This is a genomic window from Mycobacterium cookii (genome assembly GCF_010727945.1).
Lineage (GTDB): Bacteria > Actinomycetota > Actinomycetes > Mycobacteriales > Mycobacteriaceae > Mycobacterium > Mycobacterium cookii.
The window spans coordinates 4,015,661-4,031,248 of record NZ_AP022569.1; the positions used below are offsets into that span (position 1 = coordinate 4,015,661).

Genomic DNA, 15,588 nt, shown 5'->3' on the forward strand with positions numbered 1-15,588 from the left:
CTAATTGTACTCGTGTAGTACTGTCGTCCGGGTGCCGTGAAAGGATGCGACATGCGGGCTCTCGGTTTTCTAACGTGCGTCTTTGCCGCCGTCATGGCCGGCTTGTCACCTTCGACAACAACGTCGATCCCCACCCGGACGAATGCGGTGCAACTGGCGGACACCAGCGCGGATCTGCCGCTTGGGGACGGCACGGCGTTGTTGATGGGCGGAACCAGCATTCCGCAACCGAGTCAGCTCTACCTCGACGCCGCCAACGCGTTGTATCTGCAGCCGCGCGGCTTCACCGGCACATTGCAGTCGCTATTCACCCCTGAAAACGTAAGTCCCACATCGCAATCGCGGGGCGAGCAGATTCTCGACTCCACGATCTTGCAGGAATACAACAACGGAGACTTGAGCACGCAGAACCCGGCCGTCGTTTTCGGCTACTCGCAGAGCGCCTCGATCTCGTCCGAGGTGATGCGCGAGCTAGCCGGCCAGGGTGTGCCGAGTAACGACGTGCACTTCGTGCTTATCGGCGATCCGGCCAATCCGAACGGCGGCTCCGAGATCGTGACCAGCAATCTGTACCCGGCGTATCTGCAGGCCAACGTCGCGACCCCGAACGATCTGTACCCGACCGACGTCTACACCGCCGAGTACGACGGTGTCGCCGATTCCCCCAGGTATCCGATCGATCTGCTCTCGGATCTCAACTCGTCGCTGGGGTTCATCTACGAGCACGGCACGTATTTGAGCCTCACCGCGGACCAAATCAGCAATGCCATCCAATTGCCGACCTCAGCGGCCGACACCATGGTCAATTACTACATCATCCCGTCCGAGACCTTGCCGTTGCTGGATCCCCTGCGGTTGATCCCAATCCTTGGACAGCCCCTGTATGACCTGCTCGAGCCGGATACCCGGATTCTGGTGAACCTCGGCTACGGCAGCATCTACCAGGGGTGGGCGCCGGGCGACGCCGACGTCGTCAGCACTGCCGGGTTTCTCCCGAACATCAATCTCGGCGAACTCTCCACTGCCCTGGGCGCCGGACTGCAGACAGGGGTCAGCAACTTCTTCGCCGATCTGGCGAACCCCGACACCTACAAAATCGTTCCGCTGCTGGAGAACCCGTCGTTGACTGAAGTCGCCGACGCGGGATACCTCTATGGGTTCCTACCCTCGCCGGACCCGACGCCGTCAGAGGCCTGGCAAGGCATCATCGAACTGTTCCAAGCATTCACCGCTATGACCTGAGCAGGGCACGACCACCTGCTGCGACTCGGAAACCCTCAGTCGGCGACGGTCAGCTGCTCTTTGTCGTCCTTGGCGGCCCGCCTGCGCTTCAGGTACGCCCGGCCGGTCGCAATGAACGCCGGAATCATCGACACGAACAGGATCGCCAGGACGATCTTTTCCAGGTTCTGGTGAATGAACGGGATGTTGCCCAGGAAGTAGCCGGCGACCGTGACGCCGCCACCCCACAGGACGCCGCCGACGATATCGAAGGCCAGGTAGACGGGGTAGCGCATGTAGGAGACCCCGGCGACGACCGGGGTGAAGGTCCGCACGAACGGCATGAACCGGGCCAGGATGATCGCCGCAGGCCCGTACTTCTCGAAGAACGCGTGCGACTCGGTGACGTGGTGCTGCTTGAAGAACCGCGAGTCTTCCTTCTTGAACAGCGCGGGCCCGATCCGGCGCCCGATGAAATAGCCGGTCTGGTCGCCGAGGATCGCGGTCAGCGCCACCGCCGGCGCCAGTACCCAAATGTCGAGGGTGCCGTGGGCGGCCAGCAGACCACCGGTGAACAGCAGCGACTCGCCGGGCAGCAGCGGGAACAGCAGGCCCGTTTCGACGTAGACGATGGCCAGGATCGTCGGCAACACCGCCGATGCGAACAGTCCCTGGGGACCGATCCAGTACATCGGGTCGAGGATGTTGGGCATAGCCACTAGGCCTTCCTCGTGGATTTCACGTGTTCAAGATACCGGCGCCGATCGCCGGCCTTTGCCGGGCGGGCTGCGGGCCCCCCGGGGGTGTTGCGATACTGATGCGACACGTCAGGAAGGAAGCCGCATGCCCATCGCAACGCCAGATGTCTACGCGGAGATGCTGCAACGCGCCAAGAAGAACGAGTACGCCTTCCCGGCGATCAACTGCACATCGTCCGAGACCGTCAATGCCGCGCTGAAAGGATTCGCCGACGCGGGCAGTGACGGCATCATCCAGTTCTCCACCGGCGGAGCGGAATTCGCCTCCGGCCTCGGGGTGAAGAACATGGTCACCGGCGCGGTGGCGCTGGCCGAGTTCACCCACGTCATCGCCGAGAAATACCCGATCAACGTCGCCCTGCACACCGACCACTGTCCGAAGGACAAGCTGGACACCTACGTGCGTCCGCTGCTGGCGATCTCGGCCGAGCGGGTGGCCGCCGGCCAGAACCCGCTGTTCCAGTCGCACATGTGGGACGGCTCGGCCGTGCCGATCGACGAGAACCTCGAAATCGCGCAGGAGCTGCTGAAGTTGGCCGCCGCCGCCAAGATCGTCCTGGAGGTGGAGATCGGCGTGGTCGGCGGTGAAGAGGACGGTGTCGAGGCCGAGATCAACGACAAGCTGTACACCACCCCCGAGGACTTCGAGAAAACCATCGACGCGCTGGGCCACGGCGAGCACGGTCACTATCTGCTGGCCGCGACGTTCGGCAACGTCCACGGGGTCTACAAGCCGGGCAACGTCAAGCTCCGCCCGGACATCCTCGACCAAGGCCAGAAGGTGGCGTCCGCCAAGCTCGGGCTGCCGGACGGTTCCCAGCCATTCGACTTCGTCTTCCACGGCGGCTCGGGTTCGCTGAAGTCGGAGATCGAGGAAGCGCTGCGCTACGGCGTGGTGAAGATGAACGTCGACACCGACACCCAGTACGCGTTCACCCGCCCGCTGGCCGCGCACATGTTCACCAACTACGACGGCGTGCTGAAGGTCGACGGCGAAGTGGGCAACAAGAAGGTCTACGACCCGCGCAGCTATCTGAAGAAGGCCGAGGCGGCGATGACCGAGCGGGTTATCGAGGCCTGCAACGACCTGCACTGCGACGGCAAGTCAGTTTCCAAATAGATTCAGCCAGTGCTGGATTCGCAGATCTTCCACTGATCGTCGCGATACTGCAGATCGAAGCTGCGCGCCGAGCGAGTCTGCGGTGCGTAGGCCATGAACGCGGTGACATTGGCTTCGGCGTGGTTGCCGTTCACGACAACTTGGTCGATGTTGGCGACGACCGGATATTCCTTGGCCGCCGCGACGCGGTGGTAGGTCTCGCTCCACTCCCGCTGGTCGTAGTTGACGTAATCGTCGCGCATACTCCCGCAAGTCAGGCTGCGCAGTGCGGTGAGGTCGCCGGTTTGGATCGCGGCGTCGAAGCTCTGGATGGTGCTGCGGACCTGATCTTCCTGTGACGCGCGCGTTTTGCCGTCGTTGCGGGTCAGCAGCACGGTGCCCAGCACCGCGATGGCGGCCAACGCCAGGATGATCAGGATCAGCGCCAGCACCCAGCCCCAACTGCGTTGCGCCGACGGACGCAGTTTGGAGCCTAGCCGGGGCGGAATCTGTTGCGGCAGAGCAGTTCTCGGCAGTCCGTCTTGGCGGCCAGGCTCGAAGACCTCGGTGGCCGGCTCGTTGGCGGCATTGATGATCGCCGTTTCCTTGGCGTCGAAACCTGGTGCTGTGTACCGCCGTTCTCCGCGCTGTAGGGACGCCGCGGGCGGCTGTTGCTCGGGCGCGGACGGCGAAATCACTTCGGTTGCCGGGTCGGCCGCTTGGTAGCTCTCGGTGACTTCTTCGTCAGCGTCGACGGAAGGTTCGACGGCGGTCTCAGCCTCGGCTTCGACCGATTCGGCGTCCGGGTCTGGCCCTGATGAATTGGGCATAGGCGCTGCCGTCCTCTTCGAAGTCGAAATACGTATTGGAGCTTAGCGACCCGACGCCGGGTGACGGGTGGCGGCATCGGCCGAAAAGACGCAGCACGGCACAATAGCGCCATGACGCCGATGCATGATCTGTTGGGACCTGAACCGATCGCCTTGCCCGGCGACCCCGAGGCCGAGGCCGCGCTGGACGCCGGTGAGAACCCGATGGACGTCGCCGCCGCGCACCCGTCGGCGTCGATCGCGTGGGCGGCGTTGGCCGAAGGCGCGTTGGCCGACGACAAGGCGGTCACCGCCTACGCCTACGCCCGGACGGGTTATCACCGCGGCCTCGACCAGTTGCGCCGCAACGGCTGGAAAGGCTTCGGCCCGGTGCCGTACTCGCATGAGCCCAACCGAGGTTTCCTGCGGTGCGTGGCCGCGCTGGCCCGGGCGGCCGACGCGATCGGTGAAACCGACGAACAGGCCCGGTGCCGGGACCTACTCGACGATTGCGACCCGGGTGCTCGAGCCGCGCTCGGGTTGAGCTAGAAGCCGGCCGCGCACCCGCCGACGTCCTCGTTCCGCTCGATCTGAATGGTGGCGTGATCCAGCCCGCGCGCATGCAGCAACGCCTGAGCGTCGTGCAACACCCGCGACGAGTCTGCGCGACTGGTCAGATGGGCCGTCACCATGTCCTTTCCGGGCACCAGTGTCCAGACGTGTAGATCGTGCACGTCGGTCACGCCGTCGACGGCTCCCAGCGCGGCGCGCAGCTCCTCGACATCGATGTGGCTGGGCGACGATTCGGACAGGATGCGCAACGCGCCCAGCGCCAGCGACAGCGCCCGCGGCAGCACCCACATCGCGACCAGGACGGCGACCACGACGTCGGCGTACGGCCAATGCGTGGTGATGGTGACCACGCCGGCGATGAGGACACCGATGCTGCCAACGGTGTCGGCAATCACCTCCATGTAGGCGCCCTTGACGGCCAGGCTCTGCGTCGAATGCGACCGCAGTAGCAGCGCGACGACGGCGTTGGTGGCCAGTCCGGCGAGCGCTACCACGACCATCGGGACGCCCGGCACCTCGGGCGCTCGGCCGATGCGGGTGATCGCCTCACGCAGGATGATCGTCGCGACGCCGACCAGCAGGACGGCGTTGGCGACGGCGGTGAACACCTCGGCGCGGTGCCACCCGTAGGTGCGGCCCGGCGACGTGCTGCCACGCTTGGCCAGCAGCAACGCGCACAGTCCCATGAAGGTGGCGGCGACGTCGGTGAGGATGTGGCCGGCGTCGGCGAGCAGCGCGATGGACCCGATCAGGAGCGCCGTGGTCAGTTCGACGACGAAGAACCCGAACAGCAGCGCCGTGGCGACCGCCATCCTGGGTGCGGGTGTGCCGCTACTGGTGTGATCGTGGCCGGCGCCCATGGCCCACAATATATGCGTCAATACGCATATATTGCAAGACCTCGGTGTCGGCGAGATCGACGTCAGCGCGAACTTTCGCGAGAGACCTCCGCGCCAGCGTCGATCTCGGCGAAAGCCCGTTCAGTGACTCAGAAGGCGTGCCAGATCTGGATCAGTTGCATGCCGAGGCTCACCGGCACTGTGGGCACGCCGGTCAGCTCGAAGAGCCAGCCGATGAAACCGAAGAAGGCCTGGTTCACCGGGCGGGCGAAGATCAGGAAGATCAAGATCATGAAGCCGTAGGGCTTGAACTGGTCGAGCGCACGCTGGGTCTCCGGGCTCAGATGCGGCTCCAACGCGTTGTAGCCGTCCAGACCGGGTATCGGCAGCAGGTTCAACAACGCCGCGGTGACCTGGAGGAAGCCCAGAAACGCCACCCCCGACCAGAACACCAGGTGCTTGAGGTCGAAGAACAGCTCGGTCAGTCCGAGCAACACCACCGCGAGCGTTATGTTCGCCGCCGGCCCGGCGAGGCTGACCAGGGTGCGCTGCTTTGCGGTCATGAACGACGTCTGCACGTATACCGCTGCACCAGGTAGTCCGATCCCGCCGAGCGCGGTGATGACCACGGGTACCACCAGCGACAGCAACGGATGGGTGTAGCGGCGCGGGTCCAGATCCAGATAGCCACGCACCTCGACGTTGCGGTCGCCGAACCGCCACGCCGTGAACGCGTGACCGAACTCGTGCAGGCACAGCGAGACAACCCAGCCGGCGATCACGAAGACGAACACCGACACGTAAGCCATCGTTTTCGAGTCGGCGCCGTCCAGGTAGGCCAGCGTGCCCCCGAACGCCGTCAGGCCGACGATGGCGAGGAATATCGGGCTGGGCCGCACCGAGCGGTGCGATTCAAGGGCGCTCACGCGACGAAACTACCGTCACCGGCTGTGAAGTCTGGTCGGGCGTTCACCTGACGGGCAACCAGCCCTCGGTGTGGCGGTAGACCGTCGAGCGTCGCACCGCCCGCGGCACCGCGACGCCATCGCGGACCACGGCCACACCGGCGCTGCCCAGCTGCGCCGCGCGTCCGGTCACCCAGCGGCGCGACCGCAAACCCGTCACGCGGGCGCGGAGGCCGGGCAACGTCGCGGTCGGCCGGATCACCACCCCGTCGACGTCGCCGTCGAAAAGCACGGTGTCATCGACGACCGCCTCGCCGTGCAGCCGCTGCGCGTCGGGGGCCGGTTGCCAGCGGACCGCCCCGACGACCGCCGAGCCGGTCTCGTCGCGGATCAGTGGTGTCCGCCGAGCTGACCCGCGCGTTGCCCGGCGAACCGCCCGCCATCCGGATGGCAGGCGGTAAGCCTTGGTGGCGGGCGTACGCCGGCGCGGAACGTAAGCCACCTCGACGTCGAGTCGCTCGGCCCGCATCAGCCGGGTCAGCACCGCGGCGAGGTCGGCGTCGACGCCAACCACCACCAGGCGTCGCGCCCAGCCGAGTGCGGCGTCGAGGTCGTTGGGATCGACCACCCTCAGCCCGGCCAGTGCACGCGGTACCCGCAAATCCCCGAACAGCACCACGGCGACGTCAGAACTCAATCGCCCGTCTCCTCCTCGCAAACAGCTGCGCCGGCCCAATTGCCCTGCTCCTCAGCGGGACGTGCGGTACCCGCATCGTGCAGGGCGGGCCTGATTGCCCTGCTCGTCAGCGGGTCCTGCGGTACCCGCATCGTCGCAGGGCTAATGTGAGTCACCGGCTGGAACACCATAAGCGGCTCAAACAAGCGGGAGAAACGCCATGCCGGCAATCGTCCTCATCGGCGCCCAGTGGGGCGACGAGGGCAAAGGCAAAGCCACCGACCTCCTCGGCGGTCGCGCTCAGTGGGTAGTGCGCTACCAGGGCGGCAACAACGCCGGGCACACCGTGGTGCTGCCCAACGGCGAGAACTTCGCTCTGCACCTCATCCCGTCAGGAGTGCTGACGCCCGGCGTCACCAATGTGATCGGAAACGGCGTGGTGGTCGATCCCGGTGTCTTGCTCGACGAGCTGAAAGGCCTCGACGACCGCGGCGTCGACACCTCGCGACTGCTGATCTCCGCCGACGCGCATCTGCTCATGCCCTACCACGTGGCCATCGACAAGGTGACCGAGCGCTACATGGGCAGCAAGAAGATCGGCACCACCGGCCGCGGCATCGGCCCCTGCTACCAGGACAAGATCGCCCGGATGGGGATCCGGGTCGCCGACGTCCTCGACCCCGAGCTGCTCACCCACAAGATCGAAGCCGCCCTCGAATTCAAAAATCAGGTGCTGGTGAAGATCTACAACCGCAAAGCGCTGGACGCCGCGCACGTCGTCGATGCCCTGCTGGAGCAGTCCGAACGTTTCAAGCACCGCATCGCCGACACCCGGCTGCTGCTCAACAACGCCCTGGAGGCCGGCGAGATCGTCTTGCTGGAAGGCTCGCAGGGCACCCTGCTCGACGTCGACCACGGGACGTATCCCTATGTGACGTCGTCGAATCCGACCGCCGGCGGCGCGGCAGTCGGTTCCGGCGTCGGGCCCACCCGGATCACCACCGTGTTGGGGATCCTCAAGGCGTACACCACCCGCGTGGGCTCCGGCCCGTTCCCGACCGAGTTGTTCGACGAGAACGGTGAATACCTGTCCAAGACCGGTGGCGAATTCGGCGTGACCACCGGCCGGCGCCGGCGGTGCGGCTGGTTCGACGCCGTCATCGCGCGCTACGCGACCCGCGTCAACGGGATCACCGACTACTTCCTGACCAAGCTGGATGTGCTGTCCAGCCTGGAAACCGTGCCGGTGTGCGTCGGCTACGAGGTCGACGGTAAGCGCACCCACGAGATGCCGATGACCCAAAGCGACCTGCACCGCGCCACACCCATCTACGAGGAATTGCCCGGCTGGTGGGAGGACATCTCGGATGCCCGAGAGTTCGACGACTTGCCCGCGAAGGCGCGCGACTATGTGTTGCGATTGGAAGAGCTTGGCGGAGCACATATTTCGTGCATCGGTGTCGGACCGGGCCGTGACCAGACGATCGTCCGCCGCGACGTGCTGGCGGCCCGCCGGTGACGGATTCGCCGCAGAACCCCGAACAACTCGACCCCGACTACGACCATCACGGCGGCTTCCCGGAATACGGCGCCGCCAGCCCGGGTCCCGGGTTCGGTCGGTTCGTCGCGGCCATGCGGCGCCTGCAGGACTTGGCGGTGTCCGCCGACCCCAGCGACGACCTCTGGAACGAGGCCGCCGAGCACGCCGAAGCGCTGGCCGGCCAACTGGCGCCGTTCCAGGCTCCGGAAGGCCAGGCTCCGGCGGGCCGCTCACCGCAGTTGCCCGGGATGGGCAGCCTGCTGTTACCGCCGTGGACGATGAGCAGATATGACCCGGACGGGGTGGAGATGCGGGGCCACTTCAGCCGGTTCCACGTCGGCGGCAACGGCGCGGTGCACGGCGGCGTGCTGCCGCTGCTTTTCGACCATGTCTTCGGCATGGTCGTGCACGCGGCCGGCCGGCCGATCAGCCGCACCGGCTTCCTGCACGTCGACTACCGCAAGATCACCCCGACGGATACGCCGCTGGTGGTTCGCGGTCACGTCGCCGCGACCGAGGGCCGCAAGGCCTTCGTCCGTGGTGAACTGCTCGACGGCGAGACGCTGTTGGCCGAGGCCAACGGCCTGATGATCCGGCTGCTGCCGGGTCAGCCTTAGGAGCCCGCCTATCCTTGGGCAACGTGACTGACGGCAAGCCGCAAGACAACGCCCACCGGACCACGGTCATGCTGCTGGGCTCCGGAGAGTTCAGCCGCGAACTGGCGACGGCGCTGCAACGGCTCGGCGCGCGGGTGATCGCCGTCGAGCGGTACGCCGACGCGCCGGCGCACGGCGTGGCCGACGAGTCGCTGGTGCTGAACATGACCGACGCCGACGAATTGAACGCTGCGATCGGGCGTGCACACCCGAACGTCGTCGTCGCGGCATCCGAGGCGATCGCCGCCGACGCGCTGACGGCTGTAGCCGACAGCGGTTCGGCCGAAGTGTTTCCGACCCCGCGCTGCGCGCGCCTGACCGCCGACCGGGAGGGCCTGCGCCGGCTGGCCGCCGACGAACTCGGCCTGCCCACCGCTCCGTTCTGGTTCGCGGGATCGGTCGACGAACTGCGGGCCATCGCGGACCACGCCGGATATCCGTTGCGGGTACAGCCCGTCGCGACGGTCGGCGGCGAGGGGCAGTCGGTCGTCCTGACGCCCGACGATGTCGAATCGGCCTGGCAGCGTGCGGTCTCCGCCGGCGGCCGGCTGGCCCATAGCCGAGTGCTGGCCGAAACGGTGGTCGAGGTCGACTTCCACGTGACCCTGTTGACCGTGCGCAGCATCGGGCCGACGGGTCCGACGGTCGAATTCTGCGCGCCGATCGGCCACGGCGAGCCCATTGGTGACGTGCAGGAGTTCTGGCAGCCGCAAGATCTCAGCCCGTTCGCGCTGGACGCCGCCAAGTCGATCGCGGCGCGCATCGCCAAGTCGCTGGGCGGCCGGGGCGTGTTCGCGGTGGAGTTGATGGTCCGTGGCGACGAGGTCTACTTCAGCGATGTCACCGCGCGGCCGTTCGAGAGCGGCCTGGTCACCTTGCGCACCCAACGGCTTTCGGAATTCGAGCTGCAAGCCCGGGCCATCCTGGGTTTACCGACCGACACCATCATGATTTCGCCGGGCGCCGCGGAAGTGATCTACACCGGGAGCGACGGGGCCAGCGGTTCGGAGCTCGGTGGCGTGCTCGCCAATGCGCTTCGCGTGCCCGAGAGCGACGTGCGGGTGTTCACCCCCAATGGCGATGCGGGCCACCCGCTGGGCGCGGCCGTCGTCACCGGGTCGGATGTGAAGACTGCACGCAGCCGCGCCCGCGAGGTGTCGGCCGCGCTGCGCAGGCTCTGGTAGCGCTTGCCCGCCACGGGTGCTTTCAGCTCGATAAGGGACACACCCTGCTCACTCATCGACGGGCCAGCACGCATCGGGCTGCAGCCACGCCAGTGAGGTTTCGGACTTCCTGATGGCTGCTGTGTAGCTATCGGGCAGGCCAGGGTGGCCTCCTTCGACATGGGGAAGGGGGGGTCGGTTTGAACGCGGCGGGCCACCCCGTGGCCGCGTCGTAGCTGACCGGGCTCGGGTGTCCAAGTCGCGGTCAATTGGTTGCGTATCCGCCCTCGACAACTGCGAGGCGTGCGCCGCCGGAGAACATTGAATCGTGGCAAATCAACCCCTGGACAGCGGTGCCCGGCACGACGTCATACGCCATATGCGTCTCAATAGAAAATCCTGGGTTGATGTCGCCGCTGGTTTCGCCGAACATCGCTGGGCCATCGGCGGCGTATTGCCGACCCGCCGTATCAACCAATTTCTGATTGCCCCCGTAGAACGACCTCGCGTCGCTTCCGGTGTTCTCGACGTGCAGCGTTACGACCACGAACTCGCCTTTCGCTGTCTCACCACCGAACGATTTCGCGCGGTCAACGCCCAAAACGCGAAACTCGAACTGGCCATCTCGGGCTGCGGAGGCTGCTGGGAAGCTGGTGCTACTTGGTGCGCTGAGAGCGGCGGCGGCGCTGCTCGACGACGACGTGCTCGCGCTCTTATTGCTGCTGCCGTCATCGCTGATCGCAGCGATCAGAAATATTCCGAAGACGACCGCTATACCAATCCATAGCTTGCGTGGAAGTTTCTTGGGGGTGCCTGCGTCGGGCGACGGGGGACCCCAGGTGTTGCCGTCCCAGTACCGCTGTCCTCGGCCTGAGGGGTCGGGGTACCAGCCCGGCGCACCCGGTTGACTGGTCACGGCTTAGTGACCTTGAGGATTACTGGGTCGCCAGCGGCAACCGCTGTGCCGACTGCGGGTTCGACGCCAACCACGGTCCAGTTCGACGGGTTGAACACGTTCTGATACTTCGTAGTGGCCGACGCGAAGTCGACGTTCGTGAGGCCCAGGTTGGTCAACTTGGACTGCGCGACGCGTGCGTTCTGGTTGACAATGTCGGGAATGGTTATGGTCGCGCTCGGCGCGGCTGACGCAATTCCCGTGGGTGCCGACAGAAGCGCGGCAGCGGTCGCAAAGGCAACGAGGGTTCGATTCACGTTGCGCACGCTACTAATCCCGAGACCGTCTCCGTCGCATAATCTTTCGGGTCATATCGAATTCATACAAAAGGAGTTCGAGCGGGGGGCGAAGGCGCCCCGCGCGCGATAACCGCGTATTCGTGAAGATTCAGCATGGTCTGCGGTGGCCGCACGTACGAGAGCGCGTTCGGGGTGTGAATTGTGCGCCGCTGAACGGGCAGCCACAATCAGGCGATGTCTGGCGCCGCCGCTTTCTCCTCGGCAGCGCCAGCCAGTCTTCTTCTTGTTCGTGACCGGCTGCTTTCGCCGATAGATCCACCTGATCACTCCGGCAACGGTCTTGTGACGCAGGGCCCACCGGAGAAGCCGCGATGGAGCGGACGGCAGGTGTCGAAGTAACCATACAACGCTGTGCCGTAAATTGGCAAGGTGGTCATCATCGAGTCCCGTTGCGCGACAACGTGTATCGACAATATAGATACAATCTGAGGTGGTTTGGACGCGTACGCTCGACGAACCGTAGCAAGCAGGTCGCTCTACCTCTAGGGCGAAGGCGCGCAGACCGCATTTCGGCCTGTGTTCATGCACAGATATTGTTGTTTCTACCTTCGTCGACGAGCAGGGGAAACCGCAGGTGAGCACAGCGCAAAACCGTCCATACGCAGGAGATATCACCCCCGAGCAGGCGTGGAAGCTGCTCAGCGAGAACCCCGAGGCAGTGCTGGTGGACGTGCGCACCGACGCTGAATGGCGCTTCGTCGGCGTTCCCGACCTGGCTAGCTTGGGCCGCGATGTGGTGTACATCGAATGGAACAGCGCCGACGGCAAGCGCAACGACAACTTCGTCGCCGACCTGTTGGAGCATGTCCCGGCCGGCGACGATCGGCCCGTGGTGTTCCTGTGTCGCTCCGGCAATCGCTCGATCGGGGCGGCAGAGGCTGCCACCGAGGCCGGCATCGCGCCGTCCTACAACGTGCTCGACGGGTTCGAAGGGCAACTCGACGCGTACAGTCACCGCGGCGGAAGTGGCTGGCGGGCAATCGGTTTGCCCTGGAAGCAGACATGAGTTCCTCCCGCCCTGACAAGCGCTCGGTTCGCACACCGGAACCACTGCCCGACGGTGTCAGCCAAGCCACCATCGGGGTCCGCGGCGGTGTCCTGCGATCGCAGTTCGAAGAGACCGCCGAGGCAATCTATTTGGCGTCCGGCTATGTGTACGGCTCCGCCGCCGAGGCGGAGAAGGCCTTCACTGGTGAGGTCGACCGTTACGTCTATTCGCGCTACGGCAATCCGACCGTCACCATGTTCGAGGAACGGCTGCGACTGATCGAAGGCGCACCTGCGGCGTTCGCCACGGCGAGCGGAATGGCCGCGGTATTCACCTCATTGGGCGCATTGCTGGCGGCGGGCGACCGGCTGGTCGCCGCACGCAGCCTGTTCGGATCGTGTTTCGTCGTGTGCAGCGAGATTCTGCCGCGTTGGGGTGTCGAGGTGGTATTCGTCGACGGCGACGACCTGTCGCAGTGGCAGGAGGCGCTGTCCGTTCCTACCCAGGCGGTGTTCTTCGAGACGCCGTCGAACCCGATGCAGTCGCTGGTCGACATCGTCGCGGTCACTGAGCTCGCTCATGCCGCCGGTGCGAAGGTGGTGCTGGACAACGTCTTTGCCACCCCGCTGCTCCAGCAGGGCTTTCCGCTCGGCGTCGATGTGGTGGTGTACTCGGGCACCAAACACATCGACGGGCAGGGCCGCGTGCTCGGCGGGGCCATCCTCGGCGACAAGGAGTACATCGACGGCCCGGTACAGAAGCTGATGCGGCACACCGGTCCGGCGATGAGTGCATTCAACGCCTGGGTCATGCTCAAAGGCCTTGAGACGTTGGCGATTCGGGTCGACTATCAGAACGCGTCGGCGCAGCGGATCGCCGAATACCTGGAGGGTCATTCGGCAGTGCGGTGGGTGCGCTATCCGTACCTGGCGTCGCACCCACAGTACGACTTGGCCAAGCGGCAGATGTCCGGCGGCGGGACCGTCGTGACCTTCGAGCTCGACGTCCCCGACAGCGCGGCCAAACAACGGGCTTTCGACGTGCTGGACAAGCTGCAGCTGATCAACATCTCTAATAATCTCGGTGACTCGAAATCCCTTGTCACGCATCCGGCGACCACCACGCACCGTGCGATGGGGCCCGAAGGGCGTGCGGCAATAGGCCTGGGCGACGGCGTCGTTCGCATCTCGGTCGGACTCGAAGGCACCGACGATCTGATCGCCGACCTCGATCGGGCCTTGAGCTAGCGGTTGTTCACCTTGCCGTCGTTCAGTTTTCCCGACGGATTCGGTCTTTCACAACCTGCGACGCGGTGTGTAACGCGATAGTAGGTGTGCTCGATAGCGGTATGACGGTGCCCATCGCACTGTCTACCTGCCTGGCTGCGCCGGGCCAGAGATGGAGAGACTTGCGTGATTTCATGCATCAGCCGGCCGCGGACGTCGGCTCATCCGCTGACCGGCGATTTTTATGAGTGGACCGTCGTCGTCGACGGTCGTGACATCGCTTGGCAAAGCTACGCCGGCCCGCTGAGGTTCGACGAGACCGACTTCGCCATCGCGACGCGAAAACTGCTGTCGGTCGAGCCCGGCGAGCTGGCAGATCTGGTGTCCGACCATGTCGAATTCGCAGCGCCTGGCGACGGCCAGCCTCGCCTGATGGTGCACTCCACCACGCCGTACGCATCGAGTTTCGAGACGGACCTGTCCGCGATGGCCGACGGTCGCCCGGTCATCGATCTCACCACCTACGTGGAGACCCGCGGCCTCTACCTGGCCCGCAGCGGCGACCTTGTGGTCGGTCGTACCAGGCCATGGCGAAATGCGATTGCGGCGAAAGGCATTGTTCGCCTGCCGCTTCCGGATGCCGACTATTACTACCTCTCGCAGGCGCTGCTGCGCCGCGCGGTCGACGGCGGGGACCGCGATCCGGTGATGCGTCAGATCATCGAGTTCTTCCGCGACCGCCCCTCGGCCGTGGTGTGCCCCTACGACTTCGAGCCCGAATTCCAGGTCCTGGTGATCTGGTTGGCCCGAATGGCCGGGCTGGAGCGAATTCGCGTCGACGCCAATGACTCTCGTCTGGCGCGGTGGAACCGCAAGGGGATGCTGCATCCGACCGTGGAATCCGCCCTGAGCCTCGACCTGACCGATGAGCCGGGTGCGGTCATCCTGGAACGGGAGCATCAGGTCAGCGAAGCGTTCCTTGCACTCGGATCGGCGTTGCCAGTGCTGCCGGGGTATACCGTTCCTTGGCTGCCGAATCGCTGTGATTTCACTCGGGAATTCCTTTGCGCCGCAACTCTTCTCCATGAGCGCTATGAGCTGACACACGCTTGCTTGAAACCGTCCGATGGCGGTAACGGCGGACGCATCGTGCCGGACATCGAACTCAATGACAGCCGGCGGCTGGAGGCACTGTCTACCGCCGCCTGGAAATTGGGCGGCGATCAAGTCCTGGAGGCCCATGTCACTTACTTGCAGCGGAACGTCGGTGGAGAACCGGTGTTGACGACGCCGTCGGCGCATGTGCGTTCGGGGGAGCTGCTGGACGGGCTGACTCTGCAGTTCATGCGTGGCACCTCGTGGAAGGGCAACATGTTCATCGGCGCCGCGGACTGGGCCGGACTGGGGTTGGACCCGAACCTGTACACAAGCATGCGGGCGACGATGAACGACCTCCACCAGCGGCTCGGTCTGTTGCACTGCGGCGTCGACTTCGCGGTCGGCACGCTGGGCGGGAAGTTCGGCGGCACCGTCGTGGCCGCGGTGCAGGACATCAATCCCAAGGTGACCGGCGCACTGTTCCTGCGCGAGTTCATGGCCCGCCATCCCGCTGTCGGTGTGGGGGCGGCGACTCGCGTCCTGGTCCCCGAGGCCACGGCGAGCGCGGAGAACATCCGCTCGTTGCTATCGAAATTCTCGACGGCAGAACAGCCCTGCGAAGAGATCGCCGTCGTGCCCGGCCGGTGGGCCATGGTCGCCACCTCGGGGCAGACATCGATGACGGCCGGCGCGCAGGCCCTGACGTTGGAACGAATGCTGGCCGCATCGCATTGATGACGCTGCGATAACAAGTCGCGCGACGCGCTGGCCGAATACCGGGAA

16 protein-coding genes are annotated in these 15,588 nt (G+C 65.4%); 9 read left to right on the plus strand and 7 right to left on the minus strand.

From position 1 onward, the window contains the following. Window positions 1–51: 51 nt before the first annotated feature. Window positions 52–1,242: a PE-PPE domain-containing protein gene (locus G6N27_RS18835; protein ID WP_232064680.1), complete on the plus strand. Its 1,191-nt coding sequence runs from the start codon at window positions 52–54 to the stop codon at window positions 1,240–1,242. A gap of 35 nt (window positions 1,243–1,277) precedes the next feature. Here the strand turns inward: G6N27_RS18835 and G6N27_RS18840 are convergent, their stop codons facing one another. Continuing rightward, window positions 1,278–1,934 (minus strand): DedA family protein, encoded by a 657-nt coding sequence (locus G6N27_RS18840; RefSeq protein WP_163781999.1) that lies wholly within the window; start codon window positions 1,932–1,934, stop codon window positions 1,278–1,280. 130 nt (window positions 1,935–2,064) lie between these two features. Here G6N27_RS18840 and fbaA point away from each other — a divergent pair, with 130 nt between their 5' ends. Beyond that, entirely contained in the window at window positions 2,065–3,099 is a 1,035-nt protein-coding gene (fbaA, locus tag G6N27_RS18845; RefSeq protein WP_163778926.1) for a class II fructose-bisphosphate aldolase, read from the plus strand. Window positions 3,100–3,101: 2 nt separating this feature from the next. Here the strand turns inward: fbaA and G6N27_RS18850 are convergent, their stop codons facing one another. Beyond that, window positions 3,102–3,908: an Rv0361 family membrane protein gene (locus G6N27_RS18850; RefSeq protein ID WP_163778929.1), complete on the minus strand. Its 807-nt coding sequence runs from the start codon at window positions 3,906–3,908 to the stop codon at window positions 3,102–3,104. A 111-nt stretch (window positions 3,909–4,019) separates the two neighbouring features. On the opposite strand from G6N27_RS18850, the gene G6N27_RS18855 reads away from it, so the two are divergent. Continuing rightward, window positions 4,020–4,436 (plus strand): DUF3151 domain-containing protein, encoded by a 417-nt coding sequence (locus tag G6N27_RS18855; RefSeq protein ID WP_163778932.1) that lies wholly within the window; start codon window positions 4,020–4,022, stop codon window positions 4,434–4,436. Here the strand turns inward: G6N27_RS18855 and G6N27_RS18860 are convergent. The 3 genes from G6N27_RS18860 to G6N27_RS18870 all read right to left on the minus strand — a co-directional run bounded on the left by G6N27_RS18860 (window position 4,433) and on the right by G6N27_RS18870 (window position 6,901). Next, complete coding sequence (locus G6N27_RS18860; protein ID WP_163778935.1) at window positions 4,433–5,320, minus strand: cation diffusion facilitator family transporter; 888 nt, start codon at window positions 5,318–5,320, stop codon at window positions 4,433–4,435. The two genes, G6N27_RS18855 and G6N27_RS18860, sit on opposite strands and share 4 nt — an antisense overlap. Window positions 5,321–5,448: 128 nt before the next feature. Beyond that, complete coding sequence (locus G6N27_RS18865) at window positions 5,449–6,225, minus strand: site-2 protease family protein (RefSeq protein WP_163778937.1); 777 nt, start codon at window positions 6,223–6,225, stop codon at window positions 5,449–5,451. 43 nt (window positions 6,226–6,268) lie between these two features. Then, window positions 6,269–6,901 carry a peptidase M50 gene (locus tag G6N27_RS18870; protein WP_179963302.1) on the minus strand — a complete coding sequence of 211 codons (633 nt, stop codon included), beginning with the start codon at window positions 6,899–6,901 and terminating at the stop codon, window positions 6,269–6,271. Between the two features lie 199 nt (window positions 6,902–7,100). On the opposite strand from G6N27_RS18870, the gene G6N27_RS18875 reads away from it, so the two are divergent. The 3 genes from G6N27_RS18875 (at window position 7,101) to purT (ending at window position 10,260) form a co-directional block, all read left to right on the plus strand. Then, window positions 7,101–8,399, plus strand: coding sequence for an adenylosuccinate synthase (locus tag G6N27_RS18875; protein WP_163778940.1), 1,299 nt, complete (start codon window positions 7,101–7,103; stop codon window positions 8,397–8,399). Next, on the plus strand, window positions 8,396–9,037 hold the full coding sequence (locus G6N27_RS18880; protein ID WP_163778943.1) for a PaaI family thioesterase: 642 nt from the start codon (window positions 8,396–8,398) through the stop codon (window positions 9,035–9,037). Before G6N27_RS18875 ends, G6N27_RS18880 begins: the two co-directional genes overlap by 4 nt. A 68-nt stretch (window positions 9,038–9,105) precedes the next feature. After that, on the plus strand, window positions 9,106–10,260 hold the full coding sequence (gene purT / locus G6N27_RS18885; RefSeq protein ID WP_163782003.1) for a formate-dependent phosphoribosylglycinamide formyltransferase: 1,155 nt from the start codon (window positions 9,106–9,108) through the stop codon (window positions 10,258–10,260). A 244-nt stretch (window positions 10,261–10,504) separates the two neighbouring features. Here purT and G6N27_RS18890 read toward each other — a convergent pair whose 3' ends face one another. Together G6N27_RS18890 and G6N27_RS18895 are read right to left on the minus strand one after the other, a co-directional pair. Beyond that, on the minus strand, window positions 10,505–11,155 hold the full coding sequence (locus tag G6N27_RS18890) for a DUF4352 domain-containing protein (RefSeq protein ID WP_163778946.1): 651 nt from the start codon (window positions 11,153–11,155) through the stop codon (window positions 10,505–10,507). Beyond that, on the minus strand, window positions 11,152–11,451 hold the full coding sequence (locus tag G6N27_RS18895) for a PASTA domain-containing protein (protein ID WP_163778949.1): 300 nt from the start codon (window positions 11,449–11,451) through the stop codon (window positions 11,152–11,154). The genes G6N27_RS18890 and G6N27_RS18895 overlap by 4 nt, the downstream gene beginning before the upstream one ends. Window positions 11,452–12,067: 616 nt before the next feature. Between G6N27_RS18895 and G6N27_RS18900 the strand changes: the two genes are divergently transcribed. The 3 genes from G6N27_RS18900 to G6N27_RS18910 all read left to right on the plus strand — a co-directional run bounded on the left by G6N27_RS18900 (window position 12,068) and on the right by G6N27_RS18910 (window position 15,540). After that, complete coding sequence (locus G6N27_RS18900) at window positions 12,068–12,499, plus strand: rhodanese-like domain-containing protein (protein WP_163778953.1); 432 nt, start codon at window positions 12,068–12,070, stop codon at window positions 12,497–12,499. Beyond that, a complete protein-coding gene (locus tag G6N27_RS18905; RefSeq protein WP_163778956.1) occupies window positions 12,496–13,728 on the plus strand; it encodes an O-succinylhomoserine sulfhydrylase in 1,233 nt (410 codons plus the stop codon). The genes G6N27_RS18900 and G6N27_RS18905 overlap by 4 nt, the downstream gene beginning before the upstream one ends. A gap of 165 nt (window positions 13,729–13,893) precedes the next feature. After that, on the plus strand, window positions 13,894–15,540 hold the full coding sequence (locus G6N27_RS18910) for a hypothetical protein (RefSeq protein ID WP_163778959.1): 1,647 nt from the start codon (window positions 13,894–13,896) through the stop codon (window positions 15,538–15,540). Window positions 15,541–15,588 lie beyond the last annotated feature (48 nt).